At 69.3% G+C, this 15,712-nt stretch carries 17 protein-coding genes; 9 read left to right on the forward strand and 8 right to left on the reverse strand.

The features are described from left to right. The first annotated feature begins 125 nt into the window (after nucleotides 1–125). Complete coding sequence (locus ACGLHS_RS25880; RefSeq protein WP_394484446.1) at nucleotides 126–1,394, forward strand: MFS transporter; 1,269 nt, start codon at nucleotides 126–128, stop codon at nucleotides 1,392–1,394. Between the two features lie 19 nt (nucleotides 1,395–1,413). On the opposite strand, the gene ACGLHS_RS25885 is transcribed toward ACGLHS_RS25880, so the two are convergent. Together ACGLHS_RS25885 and ACGLHS_RS25890 are read right to left on the reverse strand one after the other, a co-directional pair. After that, nucleotides 1,414–2,178, reverse strand: a complete 765-nt coding sequence (locus tag ACGLHS_RS25885; protein WP_394484448.1) for a hypothetical protein — start codon at nucleotides 2,176–2,178, stop codon at nucleotides 1,414–1,416. Further along, nucleotides 2,171–2,398, reverse strand: coding sequence for a hypothetical protein (locus ACGLHS_RS25890; RefSeq protein WP_187113583.1), 228 nt, complete (start codon nucleotides 2,396–2,398; stop codon nucleotides 2,171–2,173). The genes ACGLHS_RS25885 and ACGLHS_RS25890 overlap by 8 nt, the downstream gene beginning before the upstream one ends. 408 nt (nucleotides 2,399–2,806) lie before the next feature. Between ACGLHS_RS25890 and ACGLHS_RS25895 the strand changes: the two genes are divergently transcribed. Next, nucleotides 2,807–3,379, forward strand: coding sequence for a fasciclin domain-containing protein (locus ACGLHS_RS25895; protein ID WP_394484451.1), 573 nt, complete (start codon nucleotides 2,807–2,809; stop codon nucleotides 3,377–3,379). Between the two features lie 40 nt (nucleotides 3,380–3,419). Here the strand turns inward: ACGLHS_RS25895 and ACGLHS_RS25900 are convergent, their stop codons facing one another. Continuing rightward, nucleotides 3,420–4,355 carry a LysR substrate-binding domain-containing protein gene (locus tag ACGLHS_RS25900; RefSeq protein WP_394484453.1) on the reverse strand — a complete coding sequence of 312 codons (936 nt, stop codon included), beginning with the start codon at nucleotides 4,353–4,355 and terminating at the stop codon, nucleotides 3,420–3,422. Nucleotides 4,356–4,437: 82 nt separating this feature from the next. On the opposite strand from ACGLHS_RS25900, the gene ACGLHS_RS25905 reads away from it, so the two are divergent. Genes ACGLHS_RS25905 through ACGLHS_RS25915 form a run of 3 tightly spaced genes read left to right on the forward strand, consistent with a single transcriptional unit; the run spans nucleotide 4,438 to nucleotide 5,743 of the window. Next, nucleotides 4,438–4,773: a DUF2917 domain-containing protein gene (locus ACGLHS_RS25905; RefSeq protein WP_394484455.1), complete on the forward strand. Its 336-nt coding sequence runs from the start codon at nucleotides 4,438–4,440 to the stop codon at nucleotides 4,771–4,773. A 32-nt stretch (nucleotides 4,774–4,805) separates the two neighbouring features. Beyond that, on the forward strand, nucleotides 4,806–4,943 hold the full coding sequence (locus tag ACGLHS_RS25910; protein ID WP_394484457.1) for a hypothetical protein: 138 nt from the start codon (nucleotides 4,806–4,808) through the stop codon (nucleotides 4,941–4,943). After that, the gene (locus ACGLHS_RS25915; RefSeq protein WP_093246264.1) at nucleotides 4,940–5,743 is read left to right on the forward strand and encodes an enoyl-CoA hydratase-related protein; all 804 of its coding nucleotides are present in this window, start codon (nucleotides 4,940–4,942) and stop codon (nucleotides 5,741–5,743) included. Before ACGLHS_RS25910 ends, ACGLHS_RS25915 begins: the two co-directional genes overlap by 4 nt. 34 nt (nucleotides 5,744–5,777) lie before the next feature. On the opposite strand, the gene ACGLHS_RS25920 is transcribed toward ACGLHS_RS25915, so the two are convergent. Then, on the reverse strand, nucleotides 5,778–6,671 hold the full coding sequence (locus tag ACGLHS_RS25920; RefSeq protein ID WP_394484459.1) for a DUF4261 domain-containing protein: 894 nt from the start codon (nucleotides 6,669–6,671) through the stop codon (nucleotides 5,778–5,780). A gap of 248 nt (nucleotides 6,672–6,919) precedes the next feature. Here ACGLHS_RS25920 and ACGLHS_RS25925 point away from each other — a divergent pair, with 248 nt between their 5' ends. Together ACGLHS_RS25925 and ACGLHS_RS25930 are read left to right on the forward strand one after the other, a co-directional pair. Beyond that, the gene (locus ACGLHS_RS25925) at nucleotides 6,920–8,182 is read left to right on the forward strand and encodes a 6-phosphofructokinase (protein ID WP_394484461.1); all 1,263 of its coding nucleotides are present in this window, start codon (nucleotides 6,920–6,922) and stop codon (nucleotides 8,180–8,182) included. After that, nucleotides 8,182–8,409, forward strand: a complete 228-nt coding sequence (locus ACGLHS_RS25930; RefSeq protein WP_093246267.1) for a cysteine-rich CWC family protein — start codon at nucleotides 8,182–8,184, stop codon at nucleotides 8,407–8,409. The genes ACGLHS_RS25925 and ACGLHS_RS25930 overlap by 1 nt, the downstream gene beginning before the upstream one ends. Here ACGLHS_RS25930 and ACGLHS_RS25935 read toward each other — a convergent pair. Next, nucleotides 8,400–9,782, reverse strand: coding sequence for a putative zinc-binding metallopeptidase (locus ACGLHS_RS25935; protein WP_394484463.1), 1,383 nt, complete (start codon nucleotides 9,780–9,782; stop codon nucleotides 8,400–8,402). The genes ACGLHS_RS25930 and ACGLHS_RS25935 overlap by 10 nt on opposite strands. Nucleotides 9,783–9,907: 125 nt before the next feature. Here ACGLHS_RS25935 and ACGLHS_RS25940 point away from each other — a divergent pair, with 125 nt between their 5' ends. Further along, nucleotides 9,908–11,410 (forward strand): DHA2 family efflux MFS transporter permease subunit, encoded by a 1,503-nt coding sequence (locus ACGLHS_RS25940; RefSeq protein WP_394484465.1) that lies wholly within the window; start codon nucleotides 9,908–9,910, stop codon nucleotides 11,408–11,410. A 73-nt stretch (nucleotides 11,411–11,483) separates the two neighbouring features. Further along, entirely contained in the window at nucleotides 11,484–12,632 is a 1,149-nt protein-coding gene (locus ACGLHS_RS25945; RefSeq protein WP_394484466.1) for an ABC transporter substrate-binding protein, read from the forward strand. Nucleotides 12,633–12,683: 51 nt separating this feature from the next. On the opposite strand, the gene ACGLHS_RS25950 is transcribed toward ACGLHS_RS25945, so the two are convergent. The 3 genes from ACGLHS_RS25950 to ACGLHS_RS25960 form a co-directional block, all read right to left on the reverse strand. After that, nucleotides 12,684–13,454: an SDR family NAD(P)-dependent oxidoreductase gene (locus tag ACGLHS_RS25950; RefSeq protein WP_394484468.1), complete on the reverse strand. Its 771-nt coding sequence runs from the start codon at nucleotides 13,452–13,454 to the stop codon at nucleotides 12,684–12,686. Between the two features lie 61 nt (nucleotides 13,455–13,515). Next, the gene (locus tag ACGLHS_RS25955; RefSeq protein WP_394484470.1) at nucleotides 13,516–14,313 is read right to left on the reverse strand and encodes an SDR family oxidoreductase; all 798 of its coding nucleotides are present in this window, start codon (nucleotides 14,311–14,313) and stop codon (nucleotides 13,516–13,518) included. Next, on the reverse strand, nucleotides 14,310–15,701 hold the full coding sequence (locus ACGLHS_RS25960) for a transaminase (protein WP_394484472.1): 1,392 nt from the start codon (nucleotides 15,699–15,701) through the stop codon (nucleotides 14,310–14,312). The genes ACGLHS_RS25955 and ACGLHS_RS25960 overlap by 4 nt, the downstream gene beginning before the upstream one ends. Between the last annotated feature and the right edge of the window lie 11 nt (nucleotides 15,702–15,712).

Below are 15,712 nucleotides of genomic sequence, written 5' to 3' on the forward strand. Positions count from 1 at the left end.
ACCTTCCCGGCACTGCGCCGGGCTTGAGCGAACGAACGGCGCCCGAGGGCGCCGTTCTGCATGAAGGGCGGCATGCCAGTAGCATTCGTGCCGCTCCCTTCTTCTTTCAGCTCCCTCCCCTCCCGATGAACACGAACGCGGCATCGCCGCCCCCGCCGCGCTGGTCGACCTCCGCGGCCGCCATGCTCGTGGCACTCGCCAGTGCCTTCGCCCTGAGCCAGGCCTTTCGCACCGTCGGCGCCATGATGGCCACGCCGCTCAGCAGCCACTTCGGCCTGTCGCCGCAGCAGCTCGGCACATGGGCCGGCACTTTCCACTTCATGTTCGGGATCATGCAGCTCGCGATGGGCGTGTCGATCGACATGTTCGGCGTGCGGCGCACGGTGCTCACCGCGTTTCCGCTGGCCATCGCGGGCGCGGCGCTGTGCGCGGTGGCATCGAGCTTTCACATGCTGCTGCTGGGGCAGGCGCTGATCGGCGTCGGCTGTGCGCCGGCGTTCCTGGCCTGCACGGTGTTCATCGCGCGGCACTTCGACGCCTCGCGCTTCACGGCGATGTCGGGGCTGGTGATGAGCATGGCCGGCCTGGGCATCGTGTTCACCGGCACGCCGCTGGCCCTGCTGATCGAGGCCGCCTCGTGGCGCGCCGGCTATGCGGTGCTGGCCGCGTTCGCGGTGCTCTCGTGGGCCGTCATCTTCTGGCGCGTGCGCGAACCGGCGCGCGCAGCCGACCTCGCGCCGCAGTCGGCACCGGCCGAGCGCCAGTCGCTGCGCAAGGCCGTGCGCGAGTTGCTGCCGCTGTTCGCGATGCCGCACACGCTCGGCCTGCTGTGTTTTGCCTGCGTGTCGTATGCGGCCTTCATCACGCTGCGCGGCCTGTGGCTCGGGCCGGTGCTGCACGAGCGGCACGGCCTGTCGCTCGTTGCGAGCGGCAATGTCGCGCTGGTGATGACCGTCACCGGCATGATCAGCCCGGCGCTGTTCGGCCGCCTCGACCCGGGCGCCGCGCGGCGCCCCCTCTGGATGATGGGCTGCGCCTGCGCCGGCGCGCTGATGTTCACGGCGATGGCGCTCACGCATTCGCGCGCGATCGACATCGGCCTGCCGATCCTCTATGGCCTTCTTTCCGGCTACAGCGTGCTGCAGTACGCGTACACCAAGAATGGCTACCCGGCCGCCATGACGGGGCGCGCGATGGCGCTGATGAACATGGCGATGTTCCTGGGCGTGTCGCTGATGCAATGGACAACGGGCGTGGCCGCGTCGTGGGCGGTGGCGCACGGCGTGGAGCCGTTCCGAGCGGTGTTCCTCACGGTGGCGGGCATGCTGGCGGCGGGGACGCTCGCGTTCTTCGTGCTGCCGCGCGCGCCGGTGGCGACGCGGGTTCACGCCTGACGGTCGAGCGCACGCCGCCTCAGGCCCCGTCGCCGAGACGCGCCCGCACTTCACGGCGACTCAACTGCCGCTTGGCCACGGCGTAGACAAAGTCCTGCGCGTACGTGACCTGACGGCATGCCGTGCCCACCGGCGCGTGGCACACGCCGCGTCGTGTCACCAGGCAGCCGCGCAGCACGTCATAACGCTTCTCGTCCTTCGCACCGGCCCCCTTGCTTTCCGGGAAAGGCGCCAGCCGGACTTCGAACCAGCAGCCATCGACAAGATGCCATTCGATGGCGTCGTCGATCACGATACGGGCGATCACAGCCTTCGGTTTGTTCGCAGCCCGGTTCTGCCGCGCCTTGAGCCGAGCCCGATTCGGAAGCAGGATGCCGGTGACCGGATGCACGAACAGCTCCACGCGCAATGCATCGCGCAGCGGCACATGCAGATTGCCGCCCCAGCGATGCGAGCGTACCCGCACCTCGCCGTCACGCATCACCGCATCGCGCACGACGAAGTCGTCGATGTGCTCGAAGATGTGCGCCTGCACCGTGCTGCGGCGGTCGATGCCACTGCACAGCTCGGCGTACACCTTGTCCCACGGCCGATGCACCTGCTTGTGCAGCCAGCGCTTGAGCGGCGCGAGGTTCTCGTTGAGCCACTTCGTGCGACCGTAGCCGCGCTTCATGCCCAGGTGCGAACCACGCTCCTTGCTGTTGCGCCATGCGCGCCCGTCGCCTTGCACGCCACCACCGCGACGCGGCCGCTCGACGATGACCTTGTCCATGTCGTCACGCATCGTCGCCCCTCCCCACGAGGCTGCGCGCAGCCTTCTGCAATGCCACCTTCTGCGCACGCCGTTCCGCACGGTGCGTGCGCAGATGGCGCCCCGCGCCCTGGCTCGATTCGCGGCGCGCCATCGCGGCCACCACGGGGTTGCGCGGTGCCGTTGCCGGCACCGAAAAATAAAACCGGCCCAGACGCTTCTCGTCGTCGCGGGCCTTTCGTTGAGCACTCATGTGCGCACACTCCAAAAACAAAAAGGCCCCGGCGAATGGCTGCGCGGGGCCTTTGTCGATGGGCCTCGGCGGATGCATGGATGCACATCCGGCCGGGGCGGTCGGTGTGCGGGTCAGGTGTTCAGAAAACGGTTCATTGATGTGTGTTGTCGCCCGGGAGGTTGGTCGTCGCCAGGCGCGGAGAGAAAACTGTTGGCTGAAAAACGAAGGGCGGATTGTGGCGAGCGCGCATGCGATGCGCAAGCACCGCGCCGGCTGCTGTGGCGCAAAGCCGACGCGCAACAAATCGATGAACGGGTGCGAATCCAAACGCGAACACGCGGCGTATTCGATCCAAGCGCATCGCGCCCCCGAGCTGTTGGCGGTTTCCACAGACACCTCAAGAACCATTCTTTCCAGGAGCCTTCAATGAAAAAACTCATGATTGCAGTCGGCGTTTCGGTCCTGCTCGGCGCTTGCGCGGGCGGCATGGGCATGAGCGGCAGTGGCGGCATGTCGTCGAACCCGATGGTCGGCGGTGCCGCGATGTACCCCACGAAGGACATCGTCGACAACGCCGTGAATTCGAAGGACCACACCACGCTGGTCGCTGCCGTGAAGGCCGCGGGCCTGGTCGATACGCTCAAGAGCCCGGGCCCGTTCACCGTGTTCGCACCGACCAACGACGCCTTCGCCGCACTGCCGGCCGGCACGGTCGACACGCTGCTCAAGCCCGAGAACAAGCCGACGCTGACCAAGGTGCTGACGTACCACGTGGTGCCCGGCCGCATGGACGGCCCGGCGCTGATGAGCGCGATCAACGCAGGCGGCGGCAAGGCCGTGCTGAAGACCGCCAGCGGCGGCACGCTGACCGCGACGATGAGCGGCGGCAACGTGTGGGTGACCGATGCCAAGGGCGGCACCGCGATGGTGACGATTGCCAACGTGTACCAGTCGAACGGCGTGATCCACGTGATCAACAAGGTGCTGCTGCCGGGTTGATCCTTCTTCTTCGACGCGGCAATGGCGCGGCGGGCCTTCGTCAGGTTCGCTGCGCCGCTTCCGCTTCGTCGCGCAGCCACTGCGCGAAGTCCTGCGCGTCGCGGTTGCCCGCGGCGCGCTTCGACATCTCGATGAAGTAGCCGCGGTGCGACACGGCGCCCTCGCCGAGCGGCGCCACCAGCCGGCCATCGCGCACCAACTCGCGCAGCAGCGGCAAGCGGCCGATCACCACGCCCTGCCCCGCCACCGCGGCCGCCACGGCATCGGCGTACTGCGTGAAGCGCAGCGTGCTCTTCATGCGCAGGTCTTCGAGCCCCATCACCTTGAGCCACGGCTCCCACTCGGCGGTCGGGGCCTTGCTGTGGTCGGGGTATTCGACGGTCAGCAGCGTGACGCCGGCAAAGTCCGACAGTTTGCGCAGCGACGCGGCCAGTTGCGGCGAGCACAGCGGAATGATCGACTCCTCGAACAGCGCCGGGCCGACACCCCGATCGATGGGAGAGAAGCGCACGGCCAGGTCGAGGCGGCTGACGTCGAGGTCGAGCGCATCGAGCGTGGCCGACACGCGCACGTCGACCTGCGGATGCGTGCCGGTGAAGCGCGCCAGCTTGGGAATGAGCCAGAGCGATGCAAAGCCCGGCGTGGTGGTGATCGCCACCTGCCGCGGCGCGGCGCTGGCGCGCACGCGGGCGGTGGCGTCGCGCAGCCGCTCCAGGCTGTCGGTGACGGCGCGCTGCAGCACGCCGCCGGCCTCGGTGAGCGCCAGCGCGCGGTGGCGGCGCTCGAAGAGCAGCACGCCCAGGCTGGCTTCGAGCTGCTGGATCTGCCGGCTCACGGCCGACTGGGTCAGGTGCAGTTCACCGGCCGCCAGCGTGAAGCTGAGCCGGCGCGCGGCGGCTTCGAAACTGCGCAGCAGCTCGAGCGGCGGGAGCTCGCCGCTCAAGGCGCCAGGGGGTTTCGCATTCTCTGCAAGCATGCAACGAGTTCCGAATGACCGCGTGTAAGAGGGAGACCGGCTCACTATATTCATTCGTATCCCGAATGCAATGGAGTTAGCCATGAGCACCTACCCGTCTTCTTCGTCCGCGCCTTCTTCACGCTTCGACGTGAGCCTGCCGCATCGCGCCGTTTTCTCGGTGCCCGATGGCGCCGGCGTCGGCATCGAATGCCGCAGCGGCTCGGTCTGGGTCACGCTGGATCGCGATACGCGCGACATCGTGCTCGCACCGGGCGAGCGCTTCGAAGGCACCGAGCACCGGCGCGTGCTGGTGTCGGCGCTGCAGTCGTCGTGCATCACGGTGACCGATGCGCAACCGGCTGCAATGCCCCTGCCCGCACCGGCGCGCCAGCGGTCGCCTTGGCGACTTCTGTCCCACGGGTTGTCCCCGGCTTGACCTGATTGCCACCGGCATCGACCCTCGATGCCATGGACTTCCAGCGCACCGAATGCCGCCGCCGCGACGGGCGGCTTTTTGTTTTGGGCGCACGATTCACGCTGTTTTCTTTTTTTGAAAAGGACATGAACATGGCACAAGCACACACGGTGGCGGAGCAGCTCGGATGACCGCACCATCCTTCATCCTTTGCGAAGTGGCCGACGGCATCGCCACGCTCACGCTGAACCTGCCGGCCAAGCTCAACCCGATCGCGCACGGGCTGCAGGTCGAGCTGAAGGAAACGCTGGAGCGCATCCGCGACGACCGCTCGGTGCGCGCCGTGATCCTGACGGGCGCCGGCAAGGCCTTCTGCGTGGGCGCCGACCTGAGCGCGATGGCACCCAATGAAGCGGGCAAGTCGCTCGGCGCGCAGACCGCAGAGTGGATGCAGTCGCTGAGCAACCCGCTGATCGAGACGCTGCGCACGCTGCCGATTCCGGTGGTCGCGGCCGTCAATGGCCCGGCGGCCGGTGCGGGCGTGGGACTGGCGCTGGCGGCCGACGTGACCATCGCGGCACGCAGCGCCTACTTCTACCTGCCCTTCCTGCCCAAGCTGGGCATCGTGCCCGACCTGGGCTGCACCTGGGCCATTCCGCGCCGCGCCGGCAGGGCGCGTGCCATGGGCATGGCATTGCTCGACGAGCGCGTGGGCGCCGGGCGCGCCGTGCAATGGGGGCTGATCTGGGCCTGCGTGGACGACGAGCAATTGCTCGAAGAAGCCCGCCGCATTGCACAACGCCTGGCCAGCCTGCCCGCGCATGCGGTGGTGGAGGCGCGCGAAGCCTTCGAGGCCTCGGAGCACCACACGCTGAAGGAGCAGCTGCACTACGAAAGCGAGCGCCAGCGCGAGCTGATCGACCGCCCGAGCTTTCGCGAAGGCGTGAGCGCCTTCCTGCAGAAGCGGCCACCCGTCTTCGAGGGGCGCTGAGCGCCACGCGGGGCCGCTCAGCCGGTGCGGCCTGTCAGTGCAGGCGCGCCTCGATCTCGTCGGCACCGATCATTTCGGCCACCAGCACGGCATCGGGGCCATCGAGAAAGTATTCCGTCTCGAGCGGCGCGCGCAGGCGCAGGAACTTGTCTTCGCCGACCTGCATGGTGTGGCCCGCGCCCATCTCGGCCCCGCTCTCGATCAGGTAGCGCAGGACATTGCCGAACAGGTCGAAGTACTTCCGGCCTTCGTGATGGCCTTCGGCCAGCGCCGCGAAATCGGGGTGGCCGAAGTGATGCGCGCCATAGGTGCGCATCCAGACGCCCTGCACGCCTTCGACCTCGTACTTGACGAAGCCGCAGTACAGGGCCGGCAGGTCGAGGTGCCGCAGCAGCTCGATGCTGTCGCCTTCGTTCTCGGCATCGAACACGCCCGCCGGCAGCGAGGTGCGGGCCGATTCGTTCAGCACCGCCAGCGCACCCAGGCGGGCCATGGCGCCGGCCACGGTCGCGAGGGCCACGTACTGCTCGAGCACCGAGGCCTCGTAGCCTGCGTAGTAGAGGATGACGTGGCTGCGGTGTGCGCGAACCCGGGCCTTGAGTTCCTGCGGATAGTGCGCCGGCGCGACGCAGGCCTCGACCGATTCGCTTGGCATCGGTGCGTCGAAGCCGACCATCCGGACCACGTGTTTCTTCCAGCCCGCCAGCGCCAGAAAAGTACCGGGCTCTTCCGTGATCTCGCAGCGCGCGTCGCCGGTGGAGCGGTGGTAGGCGCGCAATGCCTCCGCGAGCGCGGCGACGTCGATGTTCAGCGCATCGGCGAACACGACCGTCAGCGCGACGGTGTCGCCGGCATCGGGGTTGGCCACCAGCGCACCGGCATCGGCCGGCTCGTCCTTGCGGCCGAAGAAACGGGAAAAAATGCTCACGCGCGGACTCCTGAAAAGTTGTGTGTCTGCTGCCCAGGGAACGGCGCGGACCCGGTGGCGCGCCACGTGCGCACGCCCTCGTGCGCAGCGTGCGGAAACGAACTGTAATCGCGCGAGATGTAGGTTGATCGGCCATTGGCCTGCGGCCGGCGATTGCGCCAGAATGGCCCTCCCGCGAAGCGTTGCCGCCATGCGCCCTGGACACCCCCAGGGCGATGACCGTCGCGTCACAGCACGGAGATTGCCCCATGAGCACCGCCACCCTCAATGCCTTCTACGCCCAGTCGGGCGGCGTCACCTCGGTCATCAATGCGTCGGCCTGCGGCGTGATCGAAACGGCGCGCCGGCACCCGGACCGCATCGGCAAGCTCTATGCCGGGCGCAACGGCATCATCGGCGCGCTGACCGAAGAGCTGATCGACACCGGCGCCGAACCGGCCGAGGCCATCGCGGCCCTGCGCAGCACGCCCTCGGGGGCCTTCGGCTCCTGCCGCTACAAGCTCAAGTCGCTCGAGAAGAACCGGCGCGAGTACGAGCGGCTGATCGAGGTGTTCAAGGCGCACGGCATCGGCTATTTCTTCTACAACGGCGGCGGCGATTCGGCCGACACCTGCTTCAAGGTGAGCCAGCTGTCGCAGTCGCTCGGCTATCCGCTGCAGGCGATCCACGTGCCCAAGACCATCGACAACGACCTGCCGCTGACCGACTGCTGCCCCGGCTTCGGCTCGGTCGCGAAGTACGTGGCGGTGTCGACGCTGGAAGCCTCGTTCGACGTGCGCTCGATGGCGGCGACATCGACCAAGGTGTTCGTGCTCGAGGTGATGGGGCGGCACGCGGGCTGGATCGCCGCAGCCGGCGGGCTCGCGGCGGACCATGGCATTCCGGTGGTGGTGCTGTTCCCCGAGATCGAGTTCGACAAGCCGCGCTTTCTTGCGCGCGTCGATGAACTGGTGAAGCAACACGGCTACTGCTCGGTGGTGGTGTCCGAAGGCTGCCATCACCCCGACGGCACCTTCCTGGCCGAGCAAGGCACGCGCGATGCCTTCGGCCATGCGCAGCTCGGCGGCGCCGCGCCGGTGGTGGCGCAGATGGTGAAGGACGCGCTGGGCCACAAGTTCCACTGGGCCGTGGCCGACTACCTTCAGCGCGCGGCCCGGCACATCGCCTCGGCGACTGACGTGAAGCAGGCTTACGAGCTGGGCCAGCGCGCGGTGGAGCTGGCGCTCGAAGGGCGCAACGCGGTGATGCCGACCATCGAGCGCATCTCCGACGTGCCGTATGCCTACCGCCTGGGCAGCGCTCCGCTCGAATCGGTGGCGAACGTCGAGAAGCCGATGCCGCGCGATTTCATTTCGGACGATGGCTACGGCATCACCGAAAAATGCAGGCGCTACCTGCTGCCGCTGATCGAGGGCGAGGACTATCCGGCCTACCGCGACGGCCTGCCGGTTTATGTGACGCTGCAGAACGTGGCGGTGGCGAAGAAGCTGCCGCCCTTCGAGATCGCGTGATGGCAACAGCTACAGCGGTCATCGACCCCACGCGCTGCCCGCTGTGCGGCGAGTTGAATCGCTGCGCGATGGAGATCGAACGCGAAACGGGCCAGGCGCAACCGCCCTGCTGGTGCATGCAGGCCGACTTCAGCCATGCGCCGTTGACGAACCTGCCGGAAGCGATGCGGGGCCTGTCGTGCATCTGCGCCCGCTGTGCCGCGGGTGACGCGCCCGCTCAGGACTGACCGGGCGCTTGCGACGGAGTCTGTACCAAGGCCTGTGACTGGGCCTGCACTTGCGGCTCGGGTGCCAGTTGCAGCTCGACGATAGGCTCGGGCGCAGGCGCCGCCACGTCGCTGGCCATCACCATCGTCGGCGCCGAGCCATGCCGCTGCCCGGTGATCACCCCGTGGATGAACTGCAGCTTGCCCACCGCCGCGCGCGGCAGCACGAAGGGGTAGTAGTCGGGCTGGCCCATGCTGCGCGACAGCTCGTTCAGCACGTTGGTGAGCAGCACCCAGCCGTTGATGAAGTCGAGAAACTTCGCGGCATCGGGATGCGCGGGCTGCCAGAGGTCATCGACGGTGAAGAGGTCGCTCGCCAGCTCGACGTTGGTGGCGTCGACGCCGAAGCTCATCGCGGTGTCCGCCGTGTCGGCCATGTGCAGGTAGTGAGCCCAGGTCTCGGCCCAGTCTTCCCACGGGTGGGTGCTGGCGTAGCTGCTCACGAAGCGGTCGGCCCAGTCGGGCGGCGGGCCCTGTTCGTAGTGGGTCTGCAGTGCGGCCGCGTAGTCGGCGCGGTCGTCGCCGAAGAGCGCGCGGAAGTCGTCGATCCACGGCGTGGGCAATACCAGCAGGTCCCAGTAGTAGTGGCCGATCTCGTGGCGAAAGTGGCCGAGCAGTGTGCGGTAGGGCTCGCGCATCTCGGCGCGGATGCGTTCGCGCACGGCGTCTTCAGCCTCTTCCGCGTTGAGGGTGATCACGCCGTGCTCGTGGCCCGTCATCACGTGCGGGCCGCCCGGCACGTTGCTGAGGAAGTCGAAGGCCAGGCCGTGCACCGCGTCGGCATGGCGGCTCACCACCGGCAGGCCGAGCGCGAGCAGTTGCGAGATCAAGCGGCGCTTGGCGGTTTCGAGCTTGCGCCAGAGTTCGCCATTGGCCTCCACCGAGAGATCGGGAATGGTGCGGGTGACGCTGCAGGCCAGGCAGTAGCCTGGCGCCAGGCCGTGCGTGTCGGCGGGAAGGGTTTCGCCCTCGCGCGGCACCGACACCATCCAGTTGCAGGCCGCGGGCGTCATGAGGTTGGCGCAGCGCCGGTAGGTGGGGCCGTGCGGATCGCCGAAGACGGTGAAGGTGTCGGGCAGCGCGCCCCCATCAACGGCCGGGGCGAGCGGCATGACGCCCAGGCGGTCGATGACGTAGCCGAGCGGCGTGTGGCAGGCCAGGCATTCGCTGTTGCGCAGGAACACGGGGCGCCCGCACTGGCAGCGGTAGGCACGACTGAGGGTCGGCGCGGCAAGCTCGGCCGCCAGCGTGGGCACGGCCCCGGGCTCGACCGGGGCGAAGGCCGCGACGTCGTCGGGCTGGCCGTTGGCTTGTTCGTTCAGTGGAGAGTCCATGTCGTTGTGCGGCGCTTGACGCGAAGGGGACAGCCGCTGCATTGTGCGACCGCCCGGCGCGCCCTTGGCCGCGCAAACACCGATATGCTTGTAGGACGACGGACCCCGAGACATTCCGCCGCCCCATGACCTCCCCACAGACATCCGAAGCCGCGACCACGCCGGCCCCGCCTTCCATCGGCACGATGCGCCAGCGCTATGGCGAACACTACCGCTGGTACCTGCTGCTGTCGGTGATGGTGGGGACGATGGCATCGATCATGTCCTCGACCATCGTCAACGTGGCGATCCCCGGCATGAGCCATCACTTCTCGCTCGGGCAGGAGCGCGCGCAGTGGGTGAGCTCCGGCTTCATGGTGGCGATGACGGTGTCGATGCTCACCACGCCGTGGCTGCTGTCGCGCTACGGCTACCGGCGCACCTACGTGGGCACGATGTTGTTGCTGCTGCTCGGCGGCATCGTGGGCGGGCTGGCCAACAACTTCTCGCTGGTGCTGTTCGCGCGCGTGGCCGAAGGGCTCGCGGCGGGCGTGGTGCAGCCCATTCCGGCCATCATCATCCTGCGCGCCTTCGAGCCGCACGAGCAGGGGCGCGCGAGCGGCATCTTCGGCATGGGCGTGGTGCTGGCGCCGGCCATCGGGCCGAGCATCGGCGGCGTACTGGTCGACCTGTTCGGCTGGCGCTCGATCTTCTTCATGGTGGTGCCGTTCTGCCTGGCGTCGCTGTGGCTGGCCTACAAGTTCGTGCCGACCACGGCGCCCGGTGGCGTGGCGGCCGTACGCGGCGGCGGGCTCGACGGGCGCGGGCTGGCGCTGGGCACGGTCGGCACGCTGTGCCTGCTGAACGGGCTGGTCGAGCTGCGCGGCGATTCGCCGCTGCAGGCCGCGCTGCTGCTGGCCGGTGCGCTGGCGGCTTTCGCGGCCTTCGTGTGGTGGCAGCGGCGGCTCGCGGCCTCGGGCGGCACGCCGCTGATGAACCTTGCGCTGTTCCAGTACCGGCAATTCGCGATGGGCAGCGTGGTGGCGTTCATCTACGGCACGGCGCTGTTCGGCTCGACCTACCTGCTGCCGGTGTACATGCAGGTGGGGCTGCATCTGTCGGCCTCGCACGTGGGCACGATCCTGCTGCCGGCGGGCATCGTGCTGGCGGTGACCATCGCCGGCGTGGGCCGGCTGGCCGACCGGCACCCGACCTGGGTGCTGGTGAGCATCGGCCTTGCGCTGCTGGCCACCTCGTTCGCGCTGATGATGCTGCTGCGGCTCGACAGCGCGCTGTGGCTGCTGGTGGCCTTCGCGATCATCGGGCGCATCGGGCTGGGCTTCATCCTGCCCTCGCTCAACCTCGGATCGATGCGGCCACTGGCCAAGCCGCTGATTCCGCAGGGCGCGAGCGCCATCAACTTCGTGCGCATGCTGGGCGGCGCGGCCGGTGTGAGCCTGTGCGCCATCGTGCTGGAGTGGCGCCTTGCGGCGCACGACGATTCGCTCGCCAACCCGATGAGCAGCCCGGCGCGGCTGGCCGCCTTCGACGAGGTGTTCGCGATGCTCGCGGGGCTGTGCGCGCTGGCCGTTTGCGCCGCGTGGCAGCTGCGCGAAGGTGCCAGGAGGACGGCACGCAACACGGGGTAAACCCCGGCGCTGGGGAGCGCCGCTTTCGCATTCAATTGTTATCAGTTGTATCCAAATCGCGAAACGGTTCCCCATGCATCGCAGAAGCTTTCTTGCCGCCTCGGCTGCGGCCATGGCCGCGCTCGGCCCCCTGTCGCCAGCCATTGCCGCCAACACCGCTGAAAGCGGCGTGAGCGATGGCGAGATCGTGCTCGGCCACACCGGCATCCTGAGCGGCCCGCTCGGGGTGCCGATCAAGGTCGTGATGGCCGGTGCGGGACTGGCCTTCGATGCGGTCAACGCGCAAGGCGGGCTGTCGGGCCGCAAGATCAAGCTGATCTCGCTCGACGACGAACTGGTGCCCGAGAAGGCCGTTGCCAACTACGAGAAGCTGCTGGGCGAGCACCACGCGTTTGCCTTCTTCGGCTGCGTGGGTTCGGGCACCACCGCCGCGGCGGCCAAGGTGCTGAACCAGAGCGGCGCGCCGATGGTGGGCGGCTATGCGGTGTCGGACTCGGCGCGCGACAAGGTCAACGGCTCGGGGTACTTCGTGCGCGCCACCTTCGCGCGTGAAGCGCAGGCGCTGGTGCAGCACCTGACGACCATCGGCGTGTCGCGCATCGGCGTGGCGTACCTCGACAACCCCGGCGGCGCCGAAGTGGCCAAGCTCGTCGAGGCGGCGTTGAACGCGTTGAAGCTGCAACCGGCGGTGGCCGTGGCCGTCAAGGGCGACGGCTCGGGCAACGAAGCGGCCGGCAAGGCGCTCGCGGACAGCAAGGCGCAGGCCGTCATCATGTACCTGGGCGGCGGCATCGGCGGCGAGGTCATGAAGAGCGCATGGACCGCGGGCGGACGCCAGATGTTCTACGGCATGTCGATCGTGCCGGGCGACGTCACGGCGAAGCTGGTGGGCGACAAGACCAGCGGGCTGGCCATCTCGCAGATCGTTCCATACCCGTGGAGCGAGGTCGATGCGGTGGCGCGCGACTACCGGCAGCTGGCCGAGCGCGCCAAGGTGGACGTGGGCTACCTGAGCTACGAGGGCTACGTCAACGCGCTGGTGATGATCGAGGCGCTGCGCCGCACCGGCCGCGAGCTGACGCGCGCGAAGCTGCACGCCACGCTCAAGACCATGAAGCTGCGCGTGGGCAACATGGAGATCGACTTCACCGGGGCCAGCAACACGGGCTCGCGCTTCATCGAGATGGTGCGCGTGACGAAGGAAGGCAAGTTCCTGCGCTAGGCGAGGCCGCGGCAGCGCAAGCCGCCGCTGGCGAATGCGCTCACACCGCGCTCAAGCCGCGCGCGCCGCAGCCGGCACCCGCGCCCCACCGTCGGCCACCAGCGCCGCACCGGTCACGAACGAGGCCTCGTCGCTGGCCAGGAACAGGCAGGCGGCGGCCATCTCCTCGGGCGTGGCCATGCGGCCCAGCGCGATGCGCGCCACGGTCTGGGCGCGTGCGGCCTCTTCATCGATGCCGCGTTCGGCGGCGAGGTCGCGCATCTCCTGGCGGCTCATCGGCGTGTCGACCCAACCGGGGCACAACGCATTCACGCGCACGCCCTTCGGGCCGTAGGCCTGCGCGGCGGAGCGTGTGAGCGCGACCACGCCGGCCTTGCTGGCCGCATAGCTGGCCATGCCGGCCCCCGCGTTGAAGGCCGCGACCGATGCGATGTTGACGATGGCACCGCCGCCCTGCGCCACCATGCCGGGCAGCACCGCGCGCTGGCAGCGCATGGTGCCGCCGAGGTTGACCTCGTGCAAGCGCTGCCAGTCGCCGTCGTCGATGTCGGCCGCGTCGTCGTTGCGCACGATGCCGGCGCAGTTCACCAGCACGTCGATGCGGCCGAAGGCGGTCTGCACCGCGGCCACGGTGGCGCGCACGGCCGCGTCGTCGGTCACGTCGCAGTCGAAGGCCGGGCCGTCGCCCACCGGCTGCGGGCGCGGCCACCCGGCCACGGCGACGCGTGCGCCCTCGGCCGCGAAGCGCGCGGCCACGGCGGCACCGATGCCGGTCGCCGCGCCGACCACGAGGCAGGCCTTGCCATGCAGGCGTGTGCTCATCGAAATACCTCCGTGCTTCGCACCGCGGTGCGAGCTTGCTTGGGGCGGCCCGGCGCTGCGCTCATTCCAGCTGCTCCGCAAAGAACGGGCTCTCGGGCAGCGTCGAGCCACCATCGACCACGATCGTCTGCCCGGTGATGTAGCGCGCCGCCGGGCTTGCCAGGAAGCGCATCGCGTAGGCGATGTCCTCGGGCCGGCCCAGTTCGCCGACCGGGATGTGGCGCGCGATGCGCGCGGCCTTGGCCGGATCGGACAGCAGCGAGCCGCCCTGCTTGGCGATGTAGCCCGGCTCCACGCCGTTGACGGTGATGCCCTCGCGCGCGTACTCCAGCGCCGCCGTGCGGATGAAGCCGTTCACCCCCGCCTTGCTGGCCGCGTAGTGCGCGCTGCCCGGCATGGCCACGCGCGGCCCGGTCACCGACGAGGTGACGAGCAGCCGCCCGCCGCCGCGCGCGCGCAGGTGCGGCACTGCCGCCTGCGCGAGCCAGAAGCAGGCCTTGAGGTTGACGGCCAGCGTGTGCTCCAGCTGTTCGTCGGTCATCGCGTCGATGGCGGCCCAGGGGTTGACGGCCGCGTTGTGGACCACGATGTCGAGCGCGCCGAAAGCCCGCACCGCCTGGGCCACCGCGCGCTCGGCTTCGTCGCGCCGGCCGATGTCGCAGGCCAAGGCATGCGCCGCGAAGCCGCGCGCCCGCAGCTCTGCCGCCACGGCCTCGCCGGCACTGCCGGTGCGGTTGGCGATCACCACCGAGGCACCGGCCTGTGCAAACACCTGCGCAATGGCCGCGCCGATGCCACGCCCGCCGCCCGTGACCAGCGCGACCTTGCCCTGCAGGCCGAAAGGATCGGCGGTGCTCATCCCCTGCACTCCCGCACGAACGCGGCAAAGGCCGCGTTGTGCTCGTCCACCTCGCGCGCGGTGGTGCCGGGGCAGCACAGCATCATGTTGTGGAAGGGCGTGATGAGCACGCCGCGGTTCATGAGGTACAGGTGCAGCAGCGCTTCGAGCTCGCCGTCGCGCGTGCGGCGCACGTCGCTCGCGTTGCGCGGCGCATCGGCGCAGAACAGCGTCTCGACCCGCGCGCCGACCTGCGTCGCGTGCCACGGCAGGCCCGCCTCGGCAATGCTGGCGTTCACACCATCGGCCAGGCGCTGCGCGAGCACCAGCATGCGTTCGAAGGCCTCGGGCGTGAGCACCTGCGAGAGCACCGCGCGCATCACCGCCACGGTGAGCGCGTTGCCCGCCAGCGTGCCGCCGAAGCCGGCATGCGCCGACTGGCGCTGGGTGGGATGCAGCTTGGGCAGCACCTGCCAGACGCGTTCGGCGGTTTCGGCGCTCAGCCCGAAGGCGGCGGCGGGAATGCCGCCGGCAATCGCCTTGCCGACCACGAACATGTCGGGGTCGAGCCCGTGCTTTCGGGTGTAGCCGCCCGGCCCGCTGGAGAGGGTGTGCGTCTCGTCGATGACGAGCAGCGTGCCGGTCTCGCGCGTGAGGCGGCGCAGCGCGTCGTGAAAGCCGGGCTCGGGTGCGATCATTCCGTAGTTGGTCATGGCCGGCTCGGCCAGCACGCAGGCCACGTCGCCGGCGCGCAGCGCGCGTTCCAGCGCGGGCACGTCGTTGAACTCGACCACGGCCGACAGCTGGTCGTGCGGAAAGCCGTTGGGGTGGATGTTGTTGCGCATCGCGACGGCGCCGTCGCGCAGCTCGACATGCGCCTCTTCCACCGAGCCGTGGTAGCAGCCCGAGAACACCAGCACACGCGGCCGGCCGGTGACCATGCGCGCCAGCCGGATGCAGGCGCGGTTGGCGTCCGAGGCCGAGGTCGTGAGGTTCCAGTACGGCAAGCCGAAGCGGCGCGACAGCTCCTCGCCGACCCAGGCCGCATCGTCGGTGGGCAGCATCAACGAGCTGCCGACGCGCGCCTGCCGCGTCAGCGCCTCGACCACCGCCGGGTGGCCGTGGCCGCACATGCCGCCGGTGTCGCCAAGGCAGAAGTCGGCGTAGCCGTTGCCGTCCACGTCGACGAAGCGCGCGCCGTAGGGCAGCTGTGCGTCCTGCACGTACAGCGGCCAGCCGCCAATCCAGCGGCGCATCCAGTGCGAGGGCGCGCCGTAGAGCCAGGCCTGCTGGCCCTGGGCAAAGAGTTCGCCGGAGCGTGCGTGGGTGCGCGCATAGCGGTCCTGTTCGGCCTGCATCAGGGCCTGCACGCGCTCGCGCGGCACGGTGGGTTCGAAGGTCGGCGTCATGGCAAGCCCGG

The organism is Variovorax sp. VaC1, assembly GCF_043658315.1.
Classification (GTDB): Bacteria; Pseudomonadota; Gammaproteobacteria; order Burkholderiales; family Burkholderiaceae_C; genus Variovorax.

Coding starts and splice junctions, on each gene's coding strand:
- ACGLHS_RS25885 (WP_394484448.1), bottom strand. CDS start 2,178: ATGCGTGACGACATGGACAAGGTCATCGTCGAGCGGCCGCGTCGCGGT.
- ACGLHS_RS25930 (WP_093246267.1), top strand. CDS start 8,182: ATGGCAACAGCTACAGCGGTCATCGACCCCACGCGCTGCCCGCTGTGC.
- ACGLHS_RS25950 (WP_394484468.1), bottom strand. CDS start 13,454: ATGAGCACACGCCTGCATGGCAAGGCCTGCCTCGTGGTCGGCGCGGCG.
- ACGLHS_RS25895 (WP_394484451.1), top strand. CDS start 2,807: ATGAAAAAACTCATGATTGCAGTCGGCGTTTCGGTCCTGCTCGGCGCT.
- ACGLHS_RS25940 (WP_394484465.1), top strand. CDS start 9,908: ATGACCTCCCCACAGACATCCGAAGCCGCGACCACGCCGGCCCCGCCT.
- ACGLHS_RS25945 (WP_394484466.1), top strand. CDS start 11,484: ATGCATCGCAGAAGCTTTCTTGCCGCCTCGGCTGCGGCCATGGCCGCG.
- ACGLHS_RS25955 (WP_394484470.1), bottom strand. CDS start 14,313: ATGAGCACCGCCGATCCTTTCGGCCTGCAGGGCAAGGTCGCGCTGGTC.
- ACGLHS_RS25935 (WP_394484463.1), bottom strand. CDS start 9,782: ATGGACTCTCCACTGAACGAACAAGCCAACGGCCAGCCCGACGACGTC.
- ACGLHS_RS25925 (WP_394484461.1), top strand. CDS start 6,920: ATGAGCACCGCCACCCTCAATGCCTTCTACGCCCAGTCGGGCGGCGTC.
- ACGLHS_RS25915 (WP_093246264.1), top strand. CDS start 4,940: ATGACCGCACCATCCTTCATCCTTTGCGAAGTGGCCGACGGCATCGCC.
- ACGLHS_RS25905 (WP_394484455.1), top strand. CDS start 4,438: ATGAGCACCTACCCGTCTTCTTCGTCCGCGCCTTCTTCACGCTTCGAC.
- ACGLHS_RS25910 (WP_394484457.1), top strand. CDS start 4,806: ATGGACTTCCAGCGCACCGAATGCCGCCGCCGCGACGGGCGGCTTTTT.
- ACGLHS_RS25890 (WP_187113583.1), bottom strand. CDS start 2,398: ATGAGTGCTCAACGAAAGGCCCGCGACGACGAGAAGCGTCTGGGCCGG.
- ACGLHS_RS25880 (WP_394484446.1), top strand. CDS start 126: ATGAACACGAACGCGGCATCGCCGCCCCCGCCGCGCTGGTCGACCTCC.
- ACGLHS_RS25900 (WP_394484453.1), bottom strand. CDS start 4,355: ATGCTTGCAGAGAATGCGAAACCCCCTGGCGCCTTGAGCGGCGAGCTC.
- ACGLHS_RS25960 (WP_394484472.1), bottom strand. CDS start 15,701: ATGACGCCGACCTTCGAACCCACCGTGCCGCGCGAGCGCGTGCAGGCC.